18 protein-coding genes, 1 tRNA gene and 1 pseudogene are annotated in these 21454 nt (G+C 69.8%); 7 read left to right on the top strand and 13 right to left on the bottom strand.

The window, feature by feature from the left end:
- Nucleotides 1-9 precede the first annotated feature (9 nt).
- Together FRAQA3DRAFT_RS22965 and FRAQA3DRAFT_RS22970 are read left to right on the top strand one after the other, a co-directional pair.
- A complete protein-coding gene (locus FRAQA3DRAFT_RS22965; RefSeq protein WP_009741442.1) occupies nt 10-741 on the top strand; it encodes a class I SAM-dependent methyltransferase in 732 nt (243 codons plus the stop codon).
- Nucleotides 728-1963, top strand: coding sequence for a hypothetical protein (locus FRAQA3DRAFT_RS22970; protein WP_009741443.1), 1236 nt, complete (start codon nt 728-730; stop codon nt 1961-1963). Before FRAQA3DRAFT_RS22965 ends, FRAQA3DRAFT_RS22970 begins: the two co-directional genes overlap by 14 nt.
- Here FRAQA3DRAFT_RS22970 and FRAQA3DRAFT_RS22975 read toward each other — a convergent pair.
- On the bottom strand, nt 1946-2563 hold the full coding sequence (locus FRAQA3DRAFT_RS22975; protein ID WP_009741444.1) for a class I SAM-dependent methyltransferase: 618 nt from the start codon (nt 2561-2563) through the stop codon (nt 1946-1948). The genes FRAQA3DRAFT_RS22970 and FRAQA3DRAFT_RS22975 overlap by 18 nt on opposite strands.
- 664 nt (nt 2564-3227) lie before the next feature.
- Between FRAQA3DRAFT_RS22975 and FRAQA3DRAFT_RS22980 the strand changes: the two genes are divergently transcribed.
- Nucleotides 3228-3449, top strand: coding sequence for a hypothetical protein (locus FRAQA3DRAFT_RS22980; RefSeq protein WP_198286965.1), 222 nt, complete (start codon nt 3228-3230; stop codon nt 3447-3449).
- A gap of 83 nt (nt 3450-3532) precedes the next feature.
- On the opposite strand, the gene def is transcribed toward FRAQA3DRAFT_RS22980, so the two are convergent.
- The 3 genes from def to FRAQA3DRAFT_RS22995 all read right to left on the bottom strand — a co-directional run bounded on the left by def (nt 3533) and on the right by FRAQA3DRAFT_RS22995 (nt 5395).
- Nucleotides 3533-4207, bottom strand: a complete 675-nt coding sequence (gene def, locus FRAQA3DRAFT_RS22985) for a peptide deformylase (protein WP_009741445.1) — start codon at nt 4205-4207, stop codon at nt 3533-3535.
- Nucleotides 4208-4569: 362 nt separating this feature from the next.
- On the bottom strand, nt 4570-4947 hold the full coding sequence (locus FRAQA3DRAFT_RS22990) for a roadblock/LC7 domain-containing protein (RefSeq protein WP_009741446.1): 378 nt from the start codon (nt 4945-4947) through the stop codon (nt 4570-4572).
- Nucleotides 4948-5029: 82 nt separating this feature from the next.
- Nucleotides 5030-5395 carry a hypothetical protein gene (locus FRAQA3DRAFT_RS22995; protein ID WP_009741447.1) on the bottom strand — a complete coding sequence of 122 codons (366 nt, stop codon included), beginning with the start codon at nt 5393-5395 and terminating at the stop codon, nt 5030-5032.
- A gap of 141 nt (nt 5396-5536) precedes the next feature.
- Between FRAQA3DRAFT_RS22995 and FRAQA3DRAFT_RS23000 the strand changes: the two genes are divergently transcribed.
- Together FRAQA3DRAFT_RS23000 and FRAQA3DRAFT_RS23005 are read left to right on the top strand one after the other, a co-directional pair.
- A complete protein-coding gene (locus FRAQA3DRAFT_RS23000; protein ID WP_009741448.1) occupies nt 5537-6532 on the top strand; it encodes a hypothetical protein in 996 nt (331 codons plus the stop codon).
- Between the two features lie 1492 nt (nt 6533-8024).
- Nucleotides 8025-8381, top strand: a complete 357-nt coding sequence (locus FRAQA3DRAFT_RS23005) for a hypothetical protein (protein WP_009741449.1) — start codon at nt 8025-8027, stop codon at nt 8379-8381.
- A 411-nt stretch (nt 8382-8792) separates the two neighbouring features.
- Here FRAQA3DRAFT_RS23005 and FRAQA3DRAFT_RS23010 read toward each other — a convergent pair whose 3' ends face one another.
- The 3 genes from FRAQA3DRAFT_RS23010 to FRAQA3DRAFT_RS23020 form a co-directional block, all read right to left on the bottom strand.
- Nucleotides 8793-9173, bottom strand: a complete 381-nt coding sequence (locus tag FRAQA3DRAFT_RS23010; protein ID WP_009741450.1) for a hypothetical protein — start codon at nt 9171-9173, stop codon at nt 8793-8795.
- The gene (locus FRAQA3DRAFT_RS23015) at nt 9173-9370 is read right to left on the bottom strand and encodes a hypothetical protein (RefSeq protein ID WP_009741451.1); all 198 of its coding nucleotides are present in this window, start codon (nt 9368-9370) and stop codon (nt 9173-9175) included. The genes FRAQA3DRAFT_RS23010 and FRAQA3DRAFT_RS23015 overlap by 1 nt, the downstream gene beginning before the upstream one ends.
- Before the next feature lie 225 nt (nt 9371-9595).
- A complete protein-coding gene (locus FRAQA3DRAFT_RS23020) occupies nt 9596-10840 on the bottom strand; it encodes a helix-turn-helix domain-containing protein (RefSeq protein ID WP_009741452.1) in 1245 nt (414 codons plus the stop codon).
- Nucleotides 10841-12082: 1242 nt separating this feature from the next.
- On the opposite strand from FRAQA3DRAFT_RS23020, the pseudogene FRAQA3DRAFT_RS38925 reads away from it, so the two are divergent.
- Nucleotides 12083-13129: pseudogene (locus tag FRAQA3DRAFT_RS38925) on the top strand (recombinase family protein); the annotation flags it as partial.
- Here FRAQA3DRAFT_RS38925 and FRAQA3DRAFT_RS37570 read toward each other — a convergent pair.
- The 3 genes from FRAQA3DRAFT_RS37570 to FRAQA3DRAFT_RS23035 all read right to left on the bottom strand — a co-directional run bounded on the left by FRAQA3DRAFT_RS37570 (nt 13052) and on the right by FRAQA3DRAFT_RS23035 (nt 14630).
- Nucleotides 13052-13600, bottom strand: a complete 549-nt coding sequence (locus FRAQA3DRAFT_RS37570) for a hypothetical protein (RefSeq protein WP_232291714.1) — start codon at nt 13598-13600, stop codon at nt 13052-13054. The pseudogene FRAQA3DRAFT_RS38925 and the gene FRAQA3DRAFT_RS37570 sit on opposite strands and share 78 nt — an antisense overlap.
- Before the next feature lie 280 nt (nt 13601-13880).
- Nucleotides 13881-13954, bottom strand: a tRNA-Ile gene (locus FRAQA3DRAFT_RS23030).
- Between the two features lie 64 nt (nt 13955-14018).
- The gene (locus FRAQA3DRAFT_RS23035) at nt 14019-14630 is read right to left on the bottom strand and encodes a DUF3566 domain-containing protein (RefSeq protein ID WP_232291715.1); all 612 of its coding nucleotides are present in this window, start codon (nt 14628-14630) and stop codon (nt 14019-14021) included.
- A gap of 649 nt (nt 14631-15279) precedes the next feature.
- Here FRAQA3DRAFT_RS23035 and FRAQA3DRAFT_RS35385 point away from each other — a divergent pair.
- Entirely contained in the window at nt 15280-15507 is a 228-nt protein-coding gene (locus tag FRAQA3DRAFT_RS35385; protein ID WP_157467605.1) for a hypothetical protein, read from the top strand.
- 506 nt (nt 15508-16013) lie between these two features.
- Here the strand turns inward: FRAQA3DRAFT_RS35385 and gyrA are convergent.
- The 3 genes from gyrA to FRAQA3DRAFT_RS33535 all read right to left on the bottom strand — a co-directional run.
- Nucleotides 16014-18518: a DNA gyrase subunit A gene (gene gyrA / locus FRAQA3DRAFT_RS23045; RefSeq protein ID WP_009741455.1), complete on the bottom strand. Its 2505-nt coding sequence runs from the start codon at nt 18516-18518 to the stop codon at nt 16014-16016.
- A 168-nt stretch (nt 18519-18686) separates the two neighbouring features.
- Nucleotides 18687-20621, bottom strand: coding sequence for a DNA topoisomerase (ATP-hydrolyzing) subunit B (gene gyrB / locus FRAQA3DRAFT_RS23050; protein ID WP_035921385.1), 1935 nt, complete (start codon nt 20619-20621; stop codon nt 18687-18689).
- Between the two features lie 374 nt (nt 20622-20995).
- The coding region (locus FRAQA3DRAFT_RS33535; protein ID WP_009741457.1) for a DUF721 domain-containing protein at nt 20996-21454 on the bottom strand (459 nt) is incomplete at its 5' end.

Here is a 21454-nt window from a genome sequence, read left to right on the forward strand (position 1 = left end):
CCGCGCCGCATGCTCACCGTCGACTTCGATCGTTTTCCCGTACCCGCAGGTTGCCGGCTGCTCGACCTGGGCTGCGGGGCCGGGCGCCATTCCTTCGAGGCGTTCCGGCGCGGCGCCGACGTCGTCGCGCTGGACTACTCCCTCGGCGAGGTCAGCGGCGTGAACGCGATGCTCGCCGCGATGGCCCTGGAGGGGCAGGCGCCGGCCACGGCGCGGGCCGCCGGGGTGCGCGGCGACGCGCTCGCCCTGCCGTTCGCGGACGCCACCTTCGACCGGGTCATCATCGCCGAGGTCCTCGAACACCTGCCCGCCGACACGGCGGCGATGGCGGAGATTGCCCGCGTGCTGCGGCCCGGCGGCTGGGTGGCGGTCACCGTCCCCAACCGCCTCCCCGAGCAGGTGTGCTGGAGCCTGTCGACGGCCTACCACACCGTCGAGGGTGGTCACATCCGCATCTACCGGCAATCCGAGCTGCGTGAGCGGCTGACCGCCGTCGGGCTGGAGCCGATCGCCACCCATTTCGCCCACGCCCTGCACGCGCCGTACTGGTGGCTGCGGTGTCTCGTTGGTGTCCATGACGACGACCATCCGGCGACGCGGCTTTACCACCGGCTGCTGGTATGGGACATGATGCGCCGTCCCCAGGTCACGCGGCTCGCCGAGCGGATCCTCAATCCGGTCATCGGCAAGAGCATCGTCCTGTACCTACGGAAACCGGAGGTAGCGCGTGCGGTCGGTTGAGTCTGCTCCGGTGCTGACCCCCGCTGCACTCACCGCGACCGCGTCCGCGATCGCCGCCGTCCAGGAACCGGACGGCGCCATCCCCTGGTATCCCGGCGGCCACACCGACCCCTGGGACCATCTCGAATGCGCCATGGCGCTCGACCTCGGCGGCCTGGTCGACGCGGCCGACGCCGCCTGGGCCTGGCTGCGCCGCAACCAGCGGGCCGACGGCTCCTGGGCGACCAGCTACGTGGCCGGGGCGGTCAAGGAGGACTTCGCCGACAGCAACCAGTGTGCCTACGTGGCGACGGCCGCCTGGCACCGGTGGCTGCTCACCGGGGATCGCGCCTTCGCCGCCGGAATCTGGCCGGTCGTCCGCCGGGCGCTCGACCTCGTCGTCGACATGCAGGCCCCCAGCGGCCAGATCTGGTGGGCGCGGGGGTCCGACGGCGTCGACTATCCCGAGTCGCTGCTCACCGGATGCTCCAGCACCCTGCACAGCCTGCGGTGCGGGATGGCGCTCGCCGCGCTCGTCGACGAGGTGCCGCCGGCCTGGGAGCGGGCGACCGGCGCTCTGCATCACGCGCTGGTCGCGCACCCCGAGTACTTCGCCCCGAGGGACCGCTGGTCGATGGACTGGTACTACCCGGTGATCGGCGGGGCGCTGCGCCGCTCCGCCGGCCGGGCTCGGCTCGCCTCCCGCTGGGACGACTTCGTCGTCGACGGACTGGGGATCCGCTGCGTGGACGACGAGCCCTGGGTGACCGGCGCGGAGACCTGCGAGCTCGCGATCGCCCTGCACCTGGTCGGCGAATCGGCCGCCGCGGCCAAACTGGTCGCGGACATGCAGCATCTGCGGCACGACGACGGCGGCTACTGGACGGGCTGGCAGTTCGCCAACCGCACGTTCTGGCCGGTCGAACAGTCGACGTGGACCGCGGCGGCGGTGATCCTCGCGGCCGACACGCTGGCCGGCGGGGTCACCGAGGCCCTGTTCCGCGGCGACGACCTGCCCGCCGGGCTGCACCAGCCGGACGGGATCGACGGCCGGGCCGTCGCCGACGCCGACCGATCCCGGGGGGAACCGCGCCCGCCCGACCAGCGCCCGGCGCCCGACGGCGACCCGCTGGCGGCGCCGGACTCCGCATCGCCGGCGGCGCCGGACGGCGGGCCAGCGGTGGTATCGGCCGGCGCGGTGGCGGGACCGGGGTGCGGCTGCCGGTCAACCGACGCGGCGTAGCACCCGCAGCGACCCGGTCTGGGACTGCTCGCGGAAGCCCTCGTCGAGCGCGCGCAGCAGGACGTGGTAAGGCGCCTGGCCGCCGTCGGCGGGGTCGGGGAACACGTCATGGATGGCCAGCAGGCCGCCGGGGGCGACGTGGTGCCCCCACGCGGAGTAGTCGGCCTGGGCCTGCTCCTCGGTGTGCCCGCCGTCGAGGAAGAGCAGCGCGACCGGGGTCGACCACCACCGCCCGACCTGCTCGGACCGCCCGACGATCGCCGTCACCACGTCCTCGACCTGGGCCTGCTCCAGCGTCCGGCGCAGGAACGGCAGCGTGTCGAGGCGGCCCGTGCGCGGGTCGACCAGGGTCGTGTCGTGGTACTCCCAGCCGGCCTGGTTCTCCTCCGAGCCGCGGTGATGGTCCACGGTGACCACGGTGGCGCCCGTCGCCCGGGCCGCGGCGGCCAGGTAGAGGGTGGATTTGCCGCAGTAGGTGCCGACCTCGCAGATCAGGCCGCCGGCCGGGATCGCCGTGGCCGCCGTGTACAGCGCCAGCCCCTCCTGCGGGGGCATGAAGCCCGTCGCCCCCTCGGCCAACTGCCGCAATGCCGCGTCCACCGCCGACTCCCTTCCCGCTGACTTCTCGCCGTCCTGCTTCCCACCGTCTGGTGGGTACCGCCCGAACCGGCCGGTACCGAACCTAGTGCCCCGGGCCCGCCGACTCGCCGTCTTCCGGGACTGGCCGTCCGCCGGCCGGCCGGCCGGCCGAGGTGGGAAGAGCGCCGAACCAGCTGCGCCGAACCGGCGCCCGCGACTGTCAAGCGAAAACTGTTTGCCCGGCCGCCCGGGATGAACTAACCTGCCTTCATGGGCATCTGAGTAGGCGTGTGAACGCCCCGGTGCACCCGCCGTCACGGCAGGGTGGCCTGTTTTTCTCCTCTCTCCAGCCGACGTAGGCGATCGACGTCGTGGCACCGGCCTCCTGGCCGTGTGCGACGCCATAATGCCTGGTCGTCCTGCTGGTCCGTCCGCTCGCGGACCCTCTTCCTCGCGGCGCCCCACTGGCCCGTCGGTGCCATTTTTCGGCGGCTGACGGGCGTTCCCCGATTACGCGTCCCGCTTTTCTCGCGCGTTTTCGCCGGTCGCGCGTCCGCGGGGTCGCGCCGCGATTTCACGCTGCCCGAAAGGAACACAGATGGCTGCTCGTTCCCGATCCCGAAAGGCGCGACCGCGCGACATCGACCACACCGACCCCCGGCCGCCGGCCGAGGTTGCGGCAACCGTGCCCAGCGCCGAACCGACGGCTCCGCCACCCGCCGACCCACCCGCCGACCCGGCTGCCGCGCCGGCGCAGGACCGCCGTTCCCGGCGGGAGCGGCGGGGGCACGGTGGGGACGTCGAGATTCCCCGGTCCGGGCCGGTTGCACCGCGGCTGAACGGTGCGGCCGGGGCGACGGGCGCGGGCCGCAACCCGCGGCGCTTCGCCACCCGCCGGCAGGGCTGATCCGCACGGGCTCCGGCCGATGCCGGTCGGCGGCCACCACGGCCGCCCCGGCGCCGGCCGGCGCCCACTCCCGCCCCGGGCGGCTACTTGCCGAGAGTCTCGGCCACCTCGGTGCGGCGGGCGAAGATCTCCTCGGCCCGCTCCTCCATCTCCTTCAACGCCTTCTTGCGTCCACGGCTGGACAGCCGGTCGAGGTAGAGGCTGCCATGCAGATGATCGGTCTCGTGCTGCAGGCACCGAGCGAAGTAACCGGTGCCCTCCAGCCGCAGCGGCGCACCGGTGGAGTCCTGACCACGGACCGCGGCGCGTTCGAGCCGGGCGACCTCCATGTAGGCGCCCGGCACCGACAGGCAGCCCTCGTCGCCCTTGACCAGCCGGCGTTCGGCGGGATCGGCCTCCTCCAACTCCGGATTGGCGATGTGCCCCACGTGCCGGACGCCGTCCTCGTCGGTGCAGTCGTAGACGAACAGGGCGGCGTCGACGTCCACCTGGTTCGCGGCGAGCCCGACCCCCTCGGCGCCATACATCGTGGCGAACATGTCGTCGATGAGCGCGGCGAGTTCCGGGGTGCCGAACTCGGTGATCTTCCGGCAGGGCCGGTGCAGGATGGGTTCCCCGACAACCGTGATGCGCCGGATGGTGCCCCGCGCCACCTCGGGCGGGACCGCGGGATAGGCGTCGACCGGCTCTCCCAGGATCCGGACCCGCAGGTCCCGCTTCTCGTTCGCCTCATCGGATCGCGCGGTACGCGAGGCCATGGCGGGCTTCTCCTTCCATCCGACCGTCGGCGCGCCCGCGCGGGCGGCGGCGCGGTGCCGACCGGCCCACCTGCCGTCCGCAAGGCCGAACCGGGCCGCCGCCGATCCTCGACATGTTGTGCCTACGAGCTTGGCAGAACGCCCCCGCCGTCCGCGCGACGGATCGACGCTCCCTGGGCGAATATCGCACCGTCGGGCGGGTGAAGCGGCTCATGGGACGGCGCCCGGCATGTCGGTGGGGGACCGCGACCGGTGGCGAGCGGCCCGGTGGTGGCGGCCGAGCTCCTCCCACCAGGCAGGGAAGCGGGGAGCCCGTCGGGGGGGGTACCGGCCCACCACGGGAGCCGGTACCCCGGGCGGGCTCAGGCGGCGAGCAGCCCCGCGAGGCGCGTCACGGCGGGCCGCGACTGCAGGTGCAGCCGTTCGAGGTCGAGACCCTCGTCGCCCAGGACGACGAGCAGCCTGGTCTCCCCGATCGCGTAGACGATGATGTGCCCACCCTGACAACGGGTGATCACCTCGCGCAACGGTCCCATCCCGACCTCCTGGCCGGTGGACCGGCCGAGGCCGAGGGCGGCGGCGGCCATCGCCGCGAGTACCTCGGGCCGGACGCCGTCGGCGTCGGCGGCGACCAGCAGGCCGTCGGCCGAGGCGACGGCGCTGCTGGTGACGCCCGGAACCTGGTCCCGTAGTGCATAAAGCTCGGCGAGCACCCCATCGGTGATCGTGCTTGTGGTCATCGAAGCCTCATTTCAGCCGCCACGGAAGGCTGCGCGGATGGACAGGTCTCACAGCTCGGCGTCAGCCGACGCCACCGGGGCCTTACAGGTCGAGGTCACGGGCGATGGTGCGCAGGCCGTGCCGGGCGAGCGCGAGGTTCGCCCGGGGCCTGTCCAGGGCCAGGTAGAAGAACAGCGGGCTGCCGCCGCGGTGGAGCAGTCGGATCAGGTGGTACTGCTGATCGAGGGTGATGAGGATGTCCTCGATCCCCTCCTTGATCCCCAACGCGTCGAGGGTGCGGGCCTTGGCGCGCACGACGTCGGTGTTACCGGCCGAGGCCACCTCGAGATCGAGTGCGCGGCCGCCACCGGCCGAACCGAGCATCATTCCGCTCTCGTAATCGACGAGCGATACACCGATCGCACCGTCAATTGTCATTGCTTCCTTGAGTGCGGTCTCGATGTCCATGATGTTCCCCTCAACCCGTTGACAGCATGACGAAATTACATCGGCAGGCCTTTTAATATCGCGTGCACGTCGGCGGGCATATCGTGTAGACAAGGCGACCGTACCTGTGCGCGAACGGATTGTCACATCGAGGACTCCACAATGCCGGATGAGATAAAGAACACGCAGAGTCTTGTTTCTTCTACCGACGGCCCACCCCGCAGGGAGGAGACGGACGCACGGCCGGCCGAGGAAATGCCGGCCGGCGTCCACATCCTGCTGGCAGCGCTCCGGCGGCAGTCCCGGGAGAGGTTCTCGGGGACGATGCAGGTGATGGGTGAGGCGAGTGGGAAAATTGTTTTTCAGGAGGGTTTGATCGCGGCTGCCACCACCTCGGCGGCGCCCGGGCTCGAGTCGTTGCTGCTGCGGTCCGGGCGCATCTCCGACGAGGAGTGGACCGCGGTGTTCGCCGAGGCCGCGCCGAGCGGTCAGCTGTCGGCGGCGCTGGTCGAACGCCGGCTGCTGGGCAGCGCGGGCGTGCAGGTAGTGACCCGGACGGCGGCGATGGATGCCCTGTTCGCGCTGGCCAGCACCCAGATTGCGAGCGTGGCCAGGGAACCCGTCGGCCCCGGTTCCCTACCCCCGGTGCTGCCTGTGGAGCCGGGGATCGAGGTCGAGCGGGCCATCCGGGAGACGACCCGACGGTTGGCGAGCGCGCTGCGCTGGCGGGCGGACCTGGGCCTGGAGCCCCAGGTCCGCCCGCGGCTGGCGACGCCACCGCCGCGACCTGCGACGGGCACGGCGCATGCCGACCTGCTGGCCCGTGTCAACGGCCGTCGGACGTGCCGGGACATCGCTTTCACGGTGGGCCGCGGCCTGTTCCCGGTGATGACGGACCTGGCATCGCTCGCGGGGGATGGCCGGATCGTTCTTCCACCCCCGCAGGGGCGATCCCCGGTCGTCACGGAACCCGGGGGCGCCGGCGCGTCCGGCCTGCCTGCATATGGCGACCAGGTGCGCGCGAAAAGCCCCACCACGGCGGATGATGATAATTTTCGGGAACGCCGCTACGACGTGAGGGTGGACAGTTCCCTGCCCCGCCGCGACAGTCCCATCCATCGCGACCGCGATTTTCCTGGTTACCGCCAGATCGGCTGACCGGCAGCCACATCCACGCCGACTGATGGGGCCGCCCCGGCCCGGATGAATGCATTTCCTAGCATTTCCCGGCCGCGGCGGCCGGCCGGTGCGCCGCCGGCCGGCGGTGCCGCCGTGGTTGCTCCAGAGCGACTGTCCGAGGTCGTACGGCGATGGCCCGGCGCGTTGGTCGCGGGTGGACAGTAGTCGCGGGTGGACAGTATCGGACGGAGCCGGACGCCGATCCGAGGTGGTCGCGGCCGCGGCTGGCGGTGACGGGCGGCCGGGCTAAACCGCCGGTGGCGCCGCCGTTTCCGCCGAGCCTGGGCCGGGGCGGACGCGGGCTGGCCGGCGGTCACGAGCCGCTTGTCTCGGGCCTCTGACCTGGTTACCGATCTTCCATTCGCCGGGTCCGGTGGATCGGTGGTGGCTGGGGTTCGGGGGTTGGGGTTCGGGGGTTGGTCGTGCTGGCTTGCGGGGTGGGTTCGTGGTCCCGGGGGGTGGCTGTCGCCGTGTCGGCGGGAGAGCGACGGCTGTGCTGCGGTGACGGCGTGGGTCGGGTCTGGGCGGGGGTCGACGCGGGCTGGGGTCGGCCTGGGCGCGGTGCCGGTTCCTTAGGGAACACCATGATCACCAGGGCTGGGGTCGGGAACAGGTCGGGTCGAGATCGGGTGGGGTCGGGGTCGGGTGGGGTCGGGAAAGTGTCGGTGGTGGAGGGGAGCCTGCCCGGGTCCGATGATCCACGACACCCCCGGCCCGGTGATCACGATGGTTGGCCTTGGAGCAACTCCGACGGCTGTGCCTACCGCGGTCCCGGTAGCCGGCACGTCCCTGGCGGAGGGGAAGGTGGATACCGCCCGGCAGTAGCCGGCCACCACCCACACCGTGGAACGGCTCCCCGCGATCCGGGCAGCGTGCGCCACGGGCACCCCGTCCTACGCCACGGTCCCTGCGGCCACCCGAGTCACCGAGACCGCCCCACATCGAGAAAGATCAAAACCCGCCGCCACCGGGACCGACCCGGGAACCATCAACCGACACCACACATTAAAGATCATTAGCGCGGATCGGTGTTCTGACCCGGGTGCCCGTGAGTGACCGGTTGGCCGCTCGTAATGGCCCGCGAATGACCCTTAGTTGATCTTCCTGGCCATCCTCCCGCTGGCCCTCCGTAGCTGCCGATCGGAGACCGCAACGGAGCGGGCCAAGCTTCGCGTAGCGACCGCATAGCAGCGTGGGCTTGAAGCGCGCAGTGGAGGCCGCGGACTGCCGCGAAGGAGGACCGGCGGTGGCACGTGCCCAGAGGCGGCTCGACCAGTTAGCCGCTCGCCCTGTCAGCGGCAGGCGATGCGAGGTTGGGCAGTGTCCTGCCGATGCGAACCGACTTTAGCTGTCCAAGAGGCGCGGGTTCATGCCAAGAGGCGCGGGTTCATGTCGCTCGATACCGGTCGCCGCCGAGCCGCCTGCGCCGAGCCTGCTCGCCAGGTTCCGATCCGGGCGGAAGGATCCAGCTATGACCTACGACGTGGCCGTGTGGCGGCAAGACGGCTCCCTGACCGGCGATGAGGCATCAGCCGAGTTCGAACGCCGGATGGACCAGGCCGAGCAGCGATACGAAGCGGATGTCCGCGACCCGGCTTGCCCCGAGCTGGTCGAACTGCTTCGGCGCATGCGTGCCGAGTTCGCTCAGAGGCCGCAAATCTGGGAGGGCCCGGTCGACGGCGACCTGACTAGCGAGGCCGACGGCGAGTTCATCTACATCACGATGTCTTGGGACGGCGGCTCAGATGTCGTCAAGTTCATTGCCGGCATCGCTCGTCCCCTCGGCTTGGTCGTTTATGACCCTCAGGCCGAAGCGATCATGAGCTGAGGTCGAGCCGAGCCGAGAGGGGCCCGCCGCCGCGTCGTGGACCAGCGCGCCGACGCCGCACGCCCGCGCGAGTGGCCGACAGTGGCCGCGCCGAGCGCGGCCCTTGATCTGAGAGCGAGCATTCCTGCTGCCGGTGATCCGGCTGCGCGACGAGGGTGAATCGACCTTGATCGAAGCGGAGGGGGAGGGCGAAAGCCCTGGTAGCCAAGGGTGGAGCTCCGAGGGTGGACCTTGAACCCCGACCTTGACCGCTACCTGCGGGAACGCCGCAAGCCCTCCAGCCGGACGGGCATGATGTAGCCGAACGATCACTGAGCGCACAGAGGGGCTCCCCGGTGAAACCGGGGAGCCCCTCTTCGTGCTCGCGATCTCGGGGCAATCCAACGGTGCTAGCTATTGCAAGCAGTCGTCTCAGGTGATGAATTCCGATCCTTCGTCGGGTTCGTCGGTGATCTCGGGTCGGCCGGGTCGGCCGATGTGCCGTCGGTGTTCCCGCGCGGCGAGTCGTCGGGGCGCCCATGCCTCCCCGATCGCGATATGCATTCGGTCGATCATGGCCGCGCCACCGAGTCGGTATGCCTCGGCTTCCCCCTCACTGACCGGGCCGGTTGTCGCGCGTTCAAGCTCCGGTGCGAGAGCGAGGACAGCATAGAGGGCACGCCGGTAGTCCGAGGCGAGTAGCGGCGGGTCACCTGAGGGGCCACCGTCGAATTCGCTGTCCCGGTCAAGCAGGATCTCGGCGTATTCCCGGAACTCTTCGGCGACGCTCTTACCGTTGTTTCCGGCGCTCATCACGTGGTCGTTCTCTCTGGTTCGCTGGCACGCGGCCGACCGGCGTCGAACTCCATGGGGGCGATCGCAAAATGCACGATCCCGTTGTCCCGTGCGTATTGCCGTGCTGCCGCGCGGGACTCGAACCAGACGATGACCTTTCTCGGGCCGACCGGCCCTAGCCTGATCAGCGCGTAAATAGTGACGTCCTCGTCCATCCCGCCTCCGCTCCGCCCTCGTGGGGCCGATCGACACATGGTCTTTTTCGCGGGCGGCGACCCGAGTCCGGGAGTCAGAAGGGAGCGTAAGGACCTTCTGCTGCGACCGGACCCGGGTGCCTGCGGAAGAATCTAGGGTTCAGCGAGATCGATCACGAGCGGTGATCCATGGTAGTTTACGTCCCGCTCTAGCACGACTACCACGTAACGTGTTAGCCGTGCTTTCTACGTGGAAATGTCCAAGAAGTCGGCTAGGCTGCGAAGCTCCTGACTCAGCGATCGCTTGCGGGTCCGCAGAATAGTGAGCAGGACGTCCCTCCCCTTACGCTGATGCCGCAGCCATTCAGGAGAGTTCTTCCGCAGGTGAACAAGAATGTCGGCGGCGTCGCCGTAGTCGCGTAGCGCGGTGTGGGCTGACGCTACGTCGAGAAGGTGACGACTCAGGTTGTCGGACCGATATCGGCTAGTACGTGGCTGTGGGATTGTCTCCGCGAGCCTCAGCACGCCCCGCGCGTCACCCGCGATCATGACTGCTTCGGCGCGTTTCATCGTCACGACCGCCGGACCGAAGGTTGTCAGGTACTGGTGATAGCGACCGGGCGAGCGGATGACGGACACACGCGACGCGGCAACCTCGGCGAGCGACAGAAATTCGTCGGAGGAGTCACGCCGATTGTTGCGGATCGCGGCGGCCGACCCGCGAAGCAGGAGCCACCCCCATGCCGAGAGTTCCGCATCGCTAGCCGTGGACATCCGCGGTTCGATCGTCGAGGCGGTGTCTCGGGCGAGCGATTCCGCATCGGTGAACCGACCCTGCCTGATGAACAACCACGCCTGCGATATGGCGCCGGATGCTGCGGTAAGAGGGTCGCCCGCGCCTGTCGCGTCCTGTATCGCGTCCCGAATAGCGGCATAGGCGAGATCATATTGTCGCACCTGCGTGAGGAACCATCCGGCAAGTTGATAGATCTCGGCGCGTAGCCGCAACAGTGGGGGCCGTTCCTCGGACGCGGCGTGATCGATCAGCCAATGGCTTTCGCGGACCATACGAGGGAGCATTGCGGCGACAGCCTCGAAGTCGTCAGCGTGGTAAAGGCGGACGGCTTCCGACAGTGCCGCGCGTAGATCTGCCTCCCGCACCTCGCCGGACGGCTGTTCAGTGAAGGATGCGGCGCCCCCGATGCCGACAACGGGAGTGAGTACCCGACGCAAAGGAAGAAGATTCAGCTTATTGTCTTCCTCGCGGTCGGGGGTGGGTGCGGGGGAAGCCGACCCGAAGAGAGTCGATGTCTCGACGTCGAGTGCACGGGCGAGGATGTGAAGTGTTTCGATTCGGGCGCTTCCGCCCTGTTCGATCTTACGGATCGTGGAAACGCTTAGTCCAGCCGCGTCCGCAAGTGCTTCCTGAGTCAGGCCACGTCGGTGGCGCAGGTTCTGGAGATGGGTTCCCGGTGCCGACTCGTCTACCATCACGCCCTCTTCTCGCCCGCGTGCGCAAGTCATCCTCAGGATACGGCGCCGTGGCTGCCGTGCCGACCACCCACGATCGTCCGGCCGGACACCACCGAGGCAGATATTCACCGCGCCTGGCGATCACTGTCGACAGGCGCAGATCAGGGTGACGGTTCGGCGCGTCCTGGACGTCGACGGTCGTCGGGTCGGCCGTCGTGCACGCCGATGGGCCGGCGGACGCCAACGCGCGCAGACGCGCGCACGCGCGTTGGGGCCGTGCATGCACACCTCGTGCACACCCCGTGCACGGCTCCTTGCACGGCTCTGCACACCCTCGTGCACACCGGTCCGACCGGCCGATCGAGAGTTGCCACGCGCCCGATCGAGAGTTGCCACACATCTTGATCGTGAACTCGGCTTTCCGTGTTCAAACCATGCCTTTCGTCCCGGCTCTCGGCTCTGTTATCCGATTCTCCGTAGTGGGATAATTAGGTTCGGATCGGTGTGCCCTGCCGTGCGCCGCTTCGAATGATCGTCAGTCCGGCTCCTGTGAAGTGGGTGGGTATGACATCGTTGTGGATCTTTGCTGGCCGTTCGGTGCGTCGGGCGGGCGCGGCAGGCCGTGGCACGCGCCTCTCCTCGGCGACCGGTGTGCGTCGTCTTCTCGCGGTCGTGTCCGTCCCTGGAGAATCCACGAGGGTCGGGCGGAAACCCGGGTACACATGGCGCGGTGGATCACCTTAGCCGGCGGGCTATTCACTCTGTGTGACGGTAGCGGGATGTCCGCTACGGGGTAGCGGCGTCGCTGACGGGTGCGACGGCCTGTCCGCCGGTCTGAGCTGGGCGGACGGGTCGGGGTAGCCGTAGCGGCCGTGGGGTCGCTGTCGGGCGCGTGCCCGCGTGGCGCGGGGGCGACGTGCCGTGGCGCGGCTACCGCTGCCCGTGTGGACATCGGCATTCCTCGGATGATCCGGATCACGCGAGAGAAACGGGTATCGGCTCGTTGGACGCGGCACGCCGTGACAAGGTTCAGATCCTCGCCGAATATCAGCCGGAAATCGACTGCGACGACTTTTCCGCCGCGATAGTCGCTTGGGCGGGCATCCTCGTCCGCGAAGAATCGGAGAACGGTAACGGGGGAATTCCATCGGCCCGCACAGGAGAATCCGAGAGACTCGACAGCGACTCGGAGAGTCGGTTTTCGTAGGGTCACGTCGTGCTAGCATGCCCGCGACGATCACCACGAGAAAGGGTGTGCCCATGCCCCCGAAATTCACCCCGGAATCCCATGTTCCGTTGTCCGCATCGTCTGCCGGGCGGCTGCGGGCGATTTTCTATCTTCGAGTGTCGACGAAGGCGCAGGTTCGCACCGACTACGATCCGGAAGGCATCTCACTTCCGGCGCAGCGCGTCGCGTGCGGGGCGAAAGCCGAGACGTTGAACGCCGACATGGTGGGCGAGTATGTCGAGCCGGGTGCCTCGGCGCACAAGAACCTCGAACGGCGCGAAGCGTTCCGCGACATGATCGCCCGGATCGAGCGGGACCGGGACGTCGATATCGTGATCGTCTACCAGCTCAGCCGGTTCGCGCGGGACCGGTACGAGGATGCCGCTTTCACGCTGCGCCTGCGGAATCTCGGGGTTGTTCTCGTGTCCGCCACGGAGAACATCGACGAGACGCCGGCCGGTGAACTCCTTCACGGCATGCTCGCCGTGATCAACCAGTATCAGTCTGCCGCCAGCGGGAAGGACATCAAATACAAGATGCGGCAGAAAGCCGCGAACGGGGGCACCCCCGGACTCGCCCCGATCGGCTATCTCAACGTGCGGATCCGCAGCGAGGGACGGAACATCGCCGATGTCATCCTGGACGACGACCGGTGGCGACTCGTGCAATGGGCCTTCGAGCAGTTCGCCACGGGCGCGTGGACGGTGGACAGCCTGACCGAGGAACTCAACCATCGTGGTCTGACCAACCGCGCCGCGGGGAAACGCCCGGAACGGCCGCTACAGCCCTCCCATGTCCACAAGATGCTGACGAACCGCTACTACATCGGCGTTGTCACCTTCGATGGCGTCGAATACCCGGGCGGCCGGCATCCCACCTTCGTCACGGAAAAGACTCTCACCAGGGTGCAGGGAATCCTGCGGTCGCGCGCCACCGCCGGTGACAAGCCAAGCAAGCATTTTCACCCCCTGAAAGGAAGCCTGTTCTGCGGTCAGTGCGGATCAGGATTCGGCATCATGAACGCGACCGGACGGGGCGGCGGGAAATACCCCTACTTCTACTGCCTCGGCCGGCAACGCGGGAAATGCGGACAGCCGTACGTGATGATCGAGGTGGTCGAACAGCTCGTGGCGGACTGGTGGCGCCGCGTGGAGATCACCCCGCGGCAGAAATCCCGGATACGCGACATCGTCCTCGACAGCGCGCAGACCCTCGTGACGAACGGCACCGAACAGGCCGACCGGCAGAGGCGCCGCATCAACGCTCTGGAAGACGAACGGCGCGCCTGCATGCGCTCCTACTACAACGGCGCGATCAGCCAGGAATTCCTCAAGGAAGAACAGCAGCGGATCGACCGCGACCTTGGTAAGGCGCGTGCCCTGCTCCACGCCAGCGAAGGCGAATGGCAGTCGATCGGCGCGATTCTCGACCAATTGCTGAGCCTCTGCGAGGACAGCCACACCCTCTACACCACCGCCCCGGCACTCGTGCAGCGCCAACTCAACCAGGCAGTGTTCAAGCGGTTCTGGATCATCGACAAGGGGATTCACGGAGCGGACCTGTTCCCCCCGCTCGCCCAACTCCTCGGCGACGATCTTGCCGACCTGCTGAGCCAGGAGACCAGGAATCTGATCAAGGCCCAGAGCGCCACAGACGAACCCGGACCCCCGGACCTACACGTCTCCACCAGCGAGGGACCCCCGACCGCCCACGAGGACAGCAGACCCCTTCACGGGCAAACGAAAGCGCCGTCCGGCATCTACCCGAACGGCGCTACGCCCTACCAGCTCAAGAGGAGCGAAGATCAAGTTTCAAACATCGCCACTCTTGTGGACCTAGGTGGACTTGAACCACCGGCCTCTTCCTTATCAGGGAAGCGCTCTAACCGACTGAGCTATAGGTCCCGGCAACGACTGCAACCATACAGGACGGCGGGGCCGGGATGCGGGCCGCCGCCGTCCGTTCGCGCTACTGGTCGCTGAGGGTGAGCTCGATGCCGCCGATCATCTCGGCGCAGAGGTTGTAGAGCAGCGCCCCGAGGGTGGTCAACGCGGTCATCAGGATGACGTTGATCGCGCCGATGAGCAGGCTGATCTCCATCGCCCGGCCGAAGGACAGCCAACTCCGGACGTTGCCGGCGCTGCTGTCGGTCAGGGTGTCCGCGGCGTCGGTGACGCTGTCGAAGACGCCGATGGAGTTGAGCACGAACCACAGCACGGCGACCGCGACGAGCAGGACGACGAAGACGCACAGGGAGAACGCGAAGCTGAGCCGGGTCACGGTCATCGGGTTGACCTTGGACAGCCTCAGCTTGGCCCGCCGGCCGGCGCCGGGCGGCCGGGTGGAGCCCGGTCCCGGCCGGCCGGGACCGCGGGGGGCGCCGGCCCGGTCGGCCGGGACCGCCTCGAGCTGGTCGTCGAGCGCGCCGGGGGAGGTCGCGGTCACCGCGTGCGGCGGCGCGGCGGCGGTGGCGGTGCCCGCGGACGCCGGCGCGGCGATCGGCCGCTCGTAGGCCGCGGTCGGGCTGGCCCCGCGGCCCCCGGCGGGCGCGGCCGGCCGCACCGCGTCGGGAGCGGGCACCCGCTCCGGAGCGGCACGGTTGCTTTCGGGCTTCGTGGTACGGCTCCTCGTCATGCTGGGCGGACGGACCAGGGAGATCGTGTCGGTCTCCCCGGGCCGCTCGACCGGGGGCTCGGTGCGGGCACTGGGCAGGCCCGTCGTGCTTCGGCGGGCGCCAGGCGGCGTCGTACCGAGGGACTTCGCGGGCGACGATACGGCGGACGAGCCGAGTTTGCGGGTAGCCGAGCCCGCATCGCCGCCGTGGGTCCCGGCGTTCCCGGTACGAGCCGACCCGGATGGGGGCACCGCCGACCCTGTGATACCAGCCGGGCCCCCGCCCGCCCCGTTGCGGGTCGGGGTCGCTCGCGACCGGCCGGACCGATCGGCCCACTCGCCACCGCGCCCCGCCGGCGCCCGCTGCGCTGACGCCGCGGACCGGTCCGAGCCAGCCGAGCGGTCAGCAGCACCGCCAGAACGATCAGCACCGCCAGAACGATCAGAGCTTCCCGAACCGGCCGGGTTTCCCGAACGGGCCGGATCGTCGGAGGCCCGCGAGGATCCGGAGGGCGCGGAGGAGCCGGACGAGGCCGCGACCCGAGATCCCGCCGCCGATGATGACGGGGGCCGGGACGCCGTCACGGAGGCCGGCGGCGCCGATGCCGACGCGGACTTGGACGACGCGGACTTGGACGACGCGGACTTGGACGGTGCGGACTTGGACGGTGCCGCGGACGACCGCGCCGTCTCCGTAGGCGCAGCCGCTGCCCGGTCGCCGCCCGCAACACCGGACGGCTTGCCCGAGGAGGACAAGGAGGACGATCCCGGCTTCGGGGAGGCGGGCGAGGAGGACCCGGCCGCGCCGGCCCCCTCAGCGCCGTCACGGCCGTCTGCGACGTGATTGGACTGCCCCGCGCCCGGCCGGCCGGAACGCTGGAAGAAGGGGTTTCCTGCCGACGGGTCCAGCGTGCCGGCGCCGCCGGCACGGGCGCCGCCGGAGGCCGCCGGGGCGTCGCCGCCGGCGGGGGTGCCGACGCCGGCGGCTGGCGCGTTGGCCGCTGAAGCTCCGCTGCCGGAGGCACTGCCAGCGGAGGCACTGGCGGCGGGCATCTTCACCGTCTCGCCGCCCGACTCCCCGTCGTCGCCGTCGCCGCTGGCCCGGCGGGAACGGTCGCCGTCACGCGCTCCCCCCGGCCCGGCGGCCGGGGAGGAGCCGCGGTGGACCGCCGACCGGGCGGGCCGGTCTTCCTGACTGTCGCTCACGGACTACTCCCGGTTCGCTTCTGGCGGCGTACGCGGGCCATGCGCACACCGGATCCCCGCTTCGGCGTCGCCGCGGCGCCGGGGCGGCGCCGACGTCGAGGACCGCCGACCGGCCTCGGGCCCAGCCCCGGGCCGGCCTCGGGCTCAGCTCTCCTGGGCCCCGGGGTCGGTACGGGCGTCGGCGTCCTCCACATCAGCATTGCGTGCCACCCCGACCACTTGCACACCGGTCTCCAGATCGATGAGGCGGACCCCCATCGTCTGCCGCTGGGCGCGGCGGACGTCCTTGGCGATGGTGCGCAGTACACCCCCGTTGGAGGCGATCGCGTAGAGCTGGTCGTCCGGGTCGACGACGAGCGCGCCGACCAGGCCGCCCCGGGTGGAGACGATCTTAGCGGTCAGCACGCCCTTGCCGCCGCGGCCCTGCACCGGGTACTCGGCCAGCGGGGTCCGCTTGGCGTAGCCGCCGGAGGTGGCCACCAGCAGGTCGGCGGTCGTACCCGGCACGACGACGTCCATCGACAGCAGCTCGTCCTCGGCGTCGAACCGCATGCCGATCACGCCGGAGGTCGCCCGGCCCATCGGCCGCAGCTGCTCGTCGTCGGCGTGGAAGCGGATCGACTGGGCGTTGCGGCTGACCAGCAGCAGGTCGTCGCCGGGCGCGACCAGGCGGGCGGCGATCAGCTCGTCGTCGTCGCGCAGGTTGATCGCGACCAGGCCGCCGGCGCGGTTGGAGTCGAAGTCGCTCAGGGCGGTCTTCTTGCACAGCCCGCGCTTGGTGGCGAGGACGAGGTACGGCGCGACCTCGTAGTCCTTCAGGGCGATGACCTCGGCGATCCGCTCATCCTGGGAGAAGGCGAGGATGTTCGCGACATGCTGGCCCTTGGCCGACCGGGCCTGCTCGGGCAGCTCGTGCGCCTTCGCCCGGTACACCCGGCCCTTGTTGGTGAAGAACAGCAGCCAGTGGTGGGTCGTCGTGACGAAGAAGTGCTCGACGATGTCGTCCTCGCGCAGGGCCGCGCCCTGCACGCCCTTGCCGCCCCGGCGCTGGGAGCGGTAGAGGTCGGTCTTGGTCCGCTTGGCGTAGCCGCCGCGCGTGACGGTGACGACCACGTCCTCCTGGGCGATGAGGTCCTCGATGGACATGTCGCCTTCGAAGGGGACGAGGCGGGTTCGCCGCTCGTCGCCGAACTTCTCGACGACCTCGGCGAGCTCCTCGCCGATGATCTCCCGCTGGCGGACCGGCGAGGCGAGGATGGCCTCCAGGTCGGAGATCCGCGCCCGCAGCTCGGCGGCCTCGTCGATGATCCGCTGCCGTTCCAGGGCGGCGAGCCGGCGCAGCTGCATGTCGAGGATGGCGGTCGCCTGGATCTCCGACAGCGTGAAGCGTTCCATCAGCTGGCCGCGGGCGGCGTCGGCGGACTCGGCGTTGCGGATGAGGCTGATGACCTCGTCGAGGTGGTCGAGCGCGATGAGCAGACCGTCGAGGACGTGCAGTCGCTCGCGGGCCTTGCGCAGCTGGTAGCGGGTGCGCCGGACGATGACGTCGACCTGGTGCTCGACGTAGTAGCGGACCATCTGGTCGAGGCGCAGAGTGCGCGGCACCCCGTCGACGATCGCCAGCATGTTGACGCCGAAGGTGTCCTGCAGCTGGGTGTGCTTGTACAGGTTGTTGAGCACGACCTTGGCGACGGCGTCGCGCTTGAGGTCGATGACGAGGCGCTGGCCGATGCGGGCCGAGGTCTCGTCGCGGACGTCCGCGATCCCGGTGACCTTGTTGTCGCGGACCAGCTCGGCGATCTTCTCGGCGAGGTTGTCCGGGTTGACCTGGTAGGGCAGCTCGGTGACGACGAGCTGGGTGCGGCCCTTGTTCTCCTCGACGTTGACCACCGCGCGCATCCGGATGCTGCCGCGGCCGGTGCGGTAGGCGTCCTCGATGCCGCTGCGCCCGACGATCAGGCCGGAGGTCGGGAAGTCCGGCCCCTTGATGAGGCCGATCAGCGCCTCGAGCATCTCGGAGTCGGTCGCCTCGGGGTGGTCGAGCGCCCATTGGACGCCGGCGGCGACCTCGCGCAGGTTGTGCGGCGGGATGTTCGTCGCCATGCCGACCGCGATGCCGCCGGCGCCGTTGACGAGCAGGTTCGGGAACCGGCTCGGCAGGACCAGCGGTTCCTGCGAACGGCCGTCGTAGTTCGGGGCGAAGTCGACGGTCTCCTGGTCGATGTCGCGCAGCATCTCCATCGCCATGGCTGCCATCCGCGCCTCGGTGTACCGCATGGCGGCGGGCGGGTCGTTGCCGGGCGAGCCGAAGTTGCCGTTGCCGTCGACCAGCGGGTAGCGCAGCGACCAGGGCTGCGCGAGCCGGACGAGGGTGTCGTAGATCGCCGAGTCGCCGTGGGGGTGGTAGTTACCCATGACGTCTCCGACCACGCGCGAGCACTTGAAGTACCCGCGGTCGGGACGGTAGCCACCGTCGTACATGGCGTAGAGGACCCGTCGGTGGACGGGCTTGAGCCCGTCCCGGACCTCCGGCAGCGCGCGGCCGACGATGACCGACATGGCGTAGTCGAGATACGACCGCTGCATCTCGACTTCGATGCCGATGGGTTCTATGCGGTCGCCGGGGGGCGGCGGTAGGACGTCGACCACGGGGTCCTTCCAGGGCAGTGGGATCAGTCGTCAGGTGGGACGGGCGTCCCGGCGGGTGGCCGGGCTGTCCGGCGGGGCGCCAGCCACGATTCGCCCCGGGGTCGTCCCGGCCGGGCGGTGCCGGGCGGTGCCGGGCGGGCCGGACCGCCGCGGCACCGCTGCACCGCGTCAGATGTCCAGGAAGCGCACGTCCTTGGCGTTGCGCTGGATGAAGCTGCGGCGCGCGTCGACGTCCTCGCCCATGAGCACGGAGAACAGCTCGTCGGCGACGGCCGCGTCATCGAGGGTGACCTGGAGCAGGATGCGCTTGTCCGGGTCCATGGTGGTGTCCCACAGCTCGGTGGCGTTCATCTCGCCGAGGCCCTTGAACCGCTGGATGGCGTCCTTGGGCAGCTTGCGCCCGGCCTCCACCCCGCGCTGGACGAGTCCGTCGCGCTCACGGTCGGAATAGGCGTACTCCCAGTCCTCCCGACCCCACTTGATCTTGTAGAGCGGCGGCTGGGCCAGGAACACGTGGCCGGCCTCGACCAGGGGCCGCATGAACCGGAACAGCAGGGTCAGCAGCAGGGTCCGGATGTGCTGGCCGTCGACGTCGGCGTCCGCCATCAACACGATCTTGTGATAGCGCAGCTTGGCGATGTCGAAGTCATCGTGGATGCCGGTGCCCAGCGCCTGGATGAGCGCCTGGACCTCGGTGTTCTTCAGGACGCGGTCGATCCGGGCCTTCTCGACGTTGAGGATCTTCCCGCGCAGCGGCAGGATCGCCTGGAACTTCGAGTCCCGCCCGCCCTTGGCCGACCCGCCGGCGGAGTCACCCTCGACGATGTACAGCTCGCAGCGCTCGGGGTCGGTGTACTGGCAGTCGGCGAGCTTGCCGGGCAGGCCGGTGCCGCCGAGCAGCCCCTTGCGCCGGGTCAGGTCCCGGGCCTGGCGGGCCGCGATCCGGGCGCGCTGGGCGTCGAGCGACTTGCTGACGATGGCCCGCGCCTCGGTCCGGTTGACCTCGAACCAGTCCTTCAGCGCCGAGTAGCACATCTCCTGGACGAACTTCTTCGCCTCGGTGTTGCCGAGCTTCGTCTTCGTCTGGCCCTCGAACTGGGGCTGCGCGAGCTTCACCGAGATGATCGCGGTCAGGCCCTCGCGGATGTCGTCACCCGACAGCCGCTCGTCGCCGTTCTTGGCGCCCGCCTTCACCGGCTTGAGCAGGTTCTGGTCCTTGGCGTAGGCGTTGACGGCGCTGGTCAGCGCGGCGCGGAAGCCCTCCTCGTGGGTGCCGCCCTCGTGCGTGTTGATCGTGTTCGCGAAGGTGTAGACCGACTCGCTGTAGCCGGCGTTCCACTGCATCGCGAGCTCGGCCTCGATGCCGACGCCCTTGGACTCCAGCGAGATCACGCTGCGGTGGATCGCGTCCTTGGTGGCGTTGAGGTGGGCGACGAAGTCGACCAGACCGTTGGTGTACTTGTAGGTGACCTCGAGGCGTTCCTCGGGGCGCTCGTCGATCAGCGTGATCGACAGGCCCTTGTTGAGGAAGGCCATCTCCTGCAGGCGCCGGGAGAGGGTCTCGAACTTGTACTCGGTCGTCTCGAAGATCGTCGGGTCCGCCCAGAAGGTGACCGACGTGCCGGTCTTCTTCGTGGTGCCGGTCTTCGCCAACGGCGCCGCCGGACGGGTCCCCACGTAGGGCTGGAACCAGACGTGCCCATCGACCTGGATCTCCACGTCCAGCTTGGTGGACAGCGCGTTCACGACGCTGACGCCGACGCCGTGCAGACCGCCCGAGACGGCATAGGATTTACCGTCGAACTTCCCGCCCGCGTGCAGCGTCGTCAGCACGACCTCGACCGCGGGCCGCTTCTCGGTGGGGTGCATGCCCACGGGGATGCCGCGACCGTTGTCGACGACGCGGACGGCGCCGTCGGCAAGCAGGCTCACGACGATCGTGTCGCAGTAGCCGGCCAGCGCCTCGTCCACCGCGTTGTCGACCACCTCGTAGACGAGATGGTGCAGACCGCGCTCCCCGGTGGAGCCGATGTACATGCCCGGACGCTTGCGGACCGCGTCAAGACCTTCGAGAACCTTGATCGAACTTGCATCGTAGGCCACGCGGCGGGTCCCCTCGTTCTGGGCGGAAGTATCCACCAGTCTACCCGCCGACCCGTTTTAGCGGACGCAGGGTGACCCCTGACGTCTGCGCAGCGCCCCGCACGGCGGGATGGTGAACCCCCCTACCGGACCGACGTCTCCGGGGGCCTTGGCGCGCCTTCACGACGGTTCCGACGCGACGGTCAACCGCCACCCACATGATCGCCTCGTGTTGTGCGCCCGGACCATCCGCCGGGGATGGCGATCACCGGGCCGATCCCCCGGCCCGTCCGCGGACGGCAGCGGGACAGCACCGAGCCCACCCCCGGCCCGTGCGTCTCTTCCGCCGGGGACGCGCAGGGAGATCCCGTGGCCGTCCGGGTCAGCCGCCAGGCTCAGCCGTAGGTGTCGCGCGGGCCCCGGCCGCCGGTGCGGATCGGCCCGTGCCGCCAGGACGGGGCCGTCGGGCCCCGCACCGTGATCCGCCGGACGACCTGCGGGCCGAGCTCCCGGTGCAGGATGCCGAGGATCTGCCGGGACAGCATCCGCAGCTGGGTCGCCCAGGCCGTCGACTCGGCGACGAGCTCGAGGTCGCCGTCCCGCAGGGAGACCGGGATGCAGTGGTCGGCGATGTCCGGGCCGACGATGACGTCCCACCGGGCGAGCACGCCGGCGTCGTTGGCCTGGGCCTGCCAGCCGCGCGCGGCGAGCAGCCGGCTGATCGCCGCGCCGAAGGAGACCGGGTCACGCCATTCTCGGCCGGGGCTGGCGATGCCCGGCAACCGCGGGCGCCGGGGCACCTGGTCGTCGTCCTCGCCGGACCGTGGCCGCCGACCGCCGCGGTCCGCCGCCGC

This window comes from Frankia sp. QA3 (assembly GCF_000262465.1).
Lineage (GTDB): Bacteria > Actinomycetota > Actinomycetes > Frankiales > Frankiaceae > Frankia.

Excerpts from the sequence above, each read along its gene's own strand:
- FRAQA3DRAFT_RS23015 (WP_009741451.1), bottom strand. The coding sequence starts at position 9,370 with ATGGACGAGGACGTCACTATTTACGCGCTGATCAGGCTAGGGCCGGTC.
- FRAQA3DRAFT_RS22965 (WP_009741442.1), top strand. The coding sequence starts at position 10 with ATGCTCACCGTCGACTTCGATCGTTTTCCCGTACCCGCAGGTTGCCGG.
- FRAQA3DRAFT_RS23020 (WP_009741452.1), bottom strand. The coding sequence starts at position 10,840 with ATGGTAGACGAGTCGGCACCGGGAACCCATCTCCAGAACCTGCGCCAC.
- FRAQA3DRAFT_RS22990 (WP_009741446.1), bottom strand. The coding sequence starts at position 4,947 with ATGACCACAAGCACGATCACCGATGGGGTGCTCGCCGAGCTTTATGCA.
- FRAQA3DRAFT_RS23010 (WP_009741450.1), bottom strand. The coding sequence starts at position 9,173 with ATGAGCGCCGGAAACAACGGTAAGAGCGTCGCCGAAGAGTTCCGGGAA.
- FRAQA3DRAFT_RS23000 (WP_009741448.1), top strand. The coding sequence starts at position 5,537 with ATGCCGGATGAGATAAAGAACACGCAGAGTCTTGTTTCTTCTACCGAC.
- FRAQA3DRAFT_RS22995 (WP_009741447.1), bottom strand. The coding sequence starts at position 5,395 with ATGGACATCGAGACCGCACTCAAGGAAGCAATGACAATTGACGGTGCG.
- def (WP_009741445.1), bottom strand. The coding sequence starts at position 4,207 with ATGGCCTCGCGTACCGCGCGATCCGATGAGGCGAACGAGAAGCGGGAC.
- FRAQA3DRAFT_RS23005 (WP_009741449.1), top strand. The coding sequence starts at position 8,025 with ATGACCTACGACGTGGCCGTGTGGCGGCAAGACGGCTCCCTGACCGGC.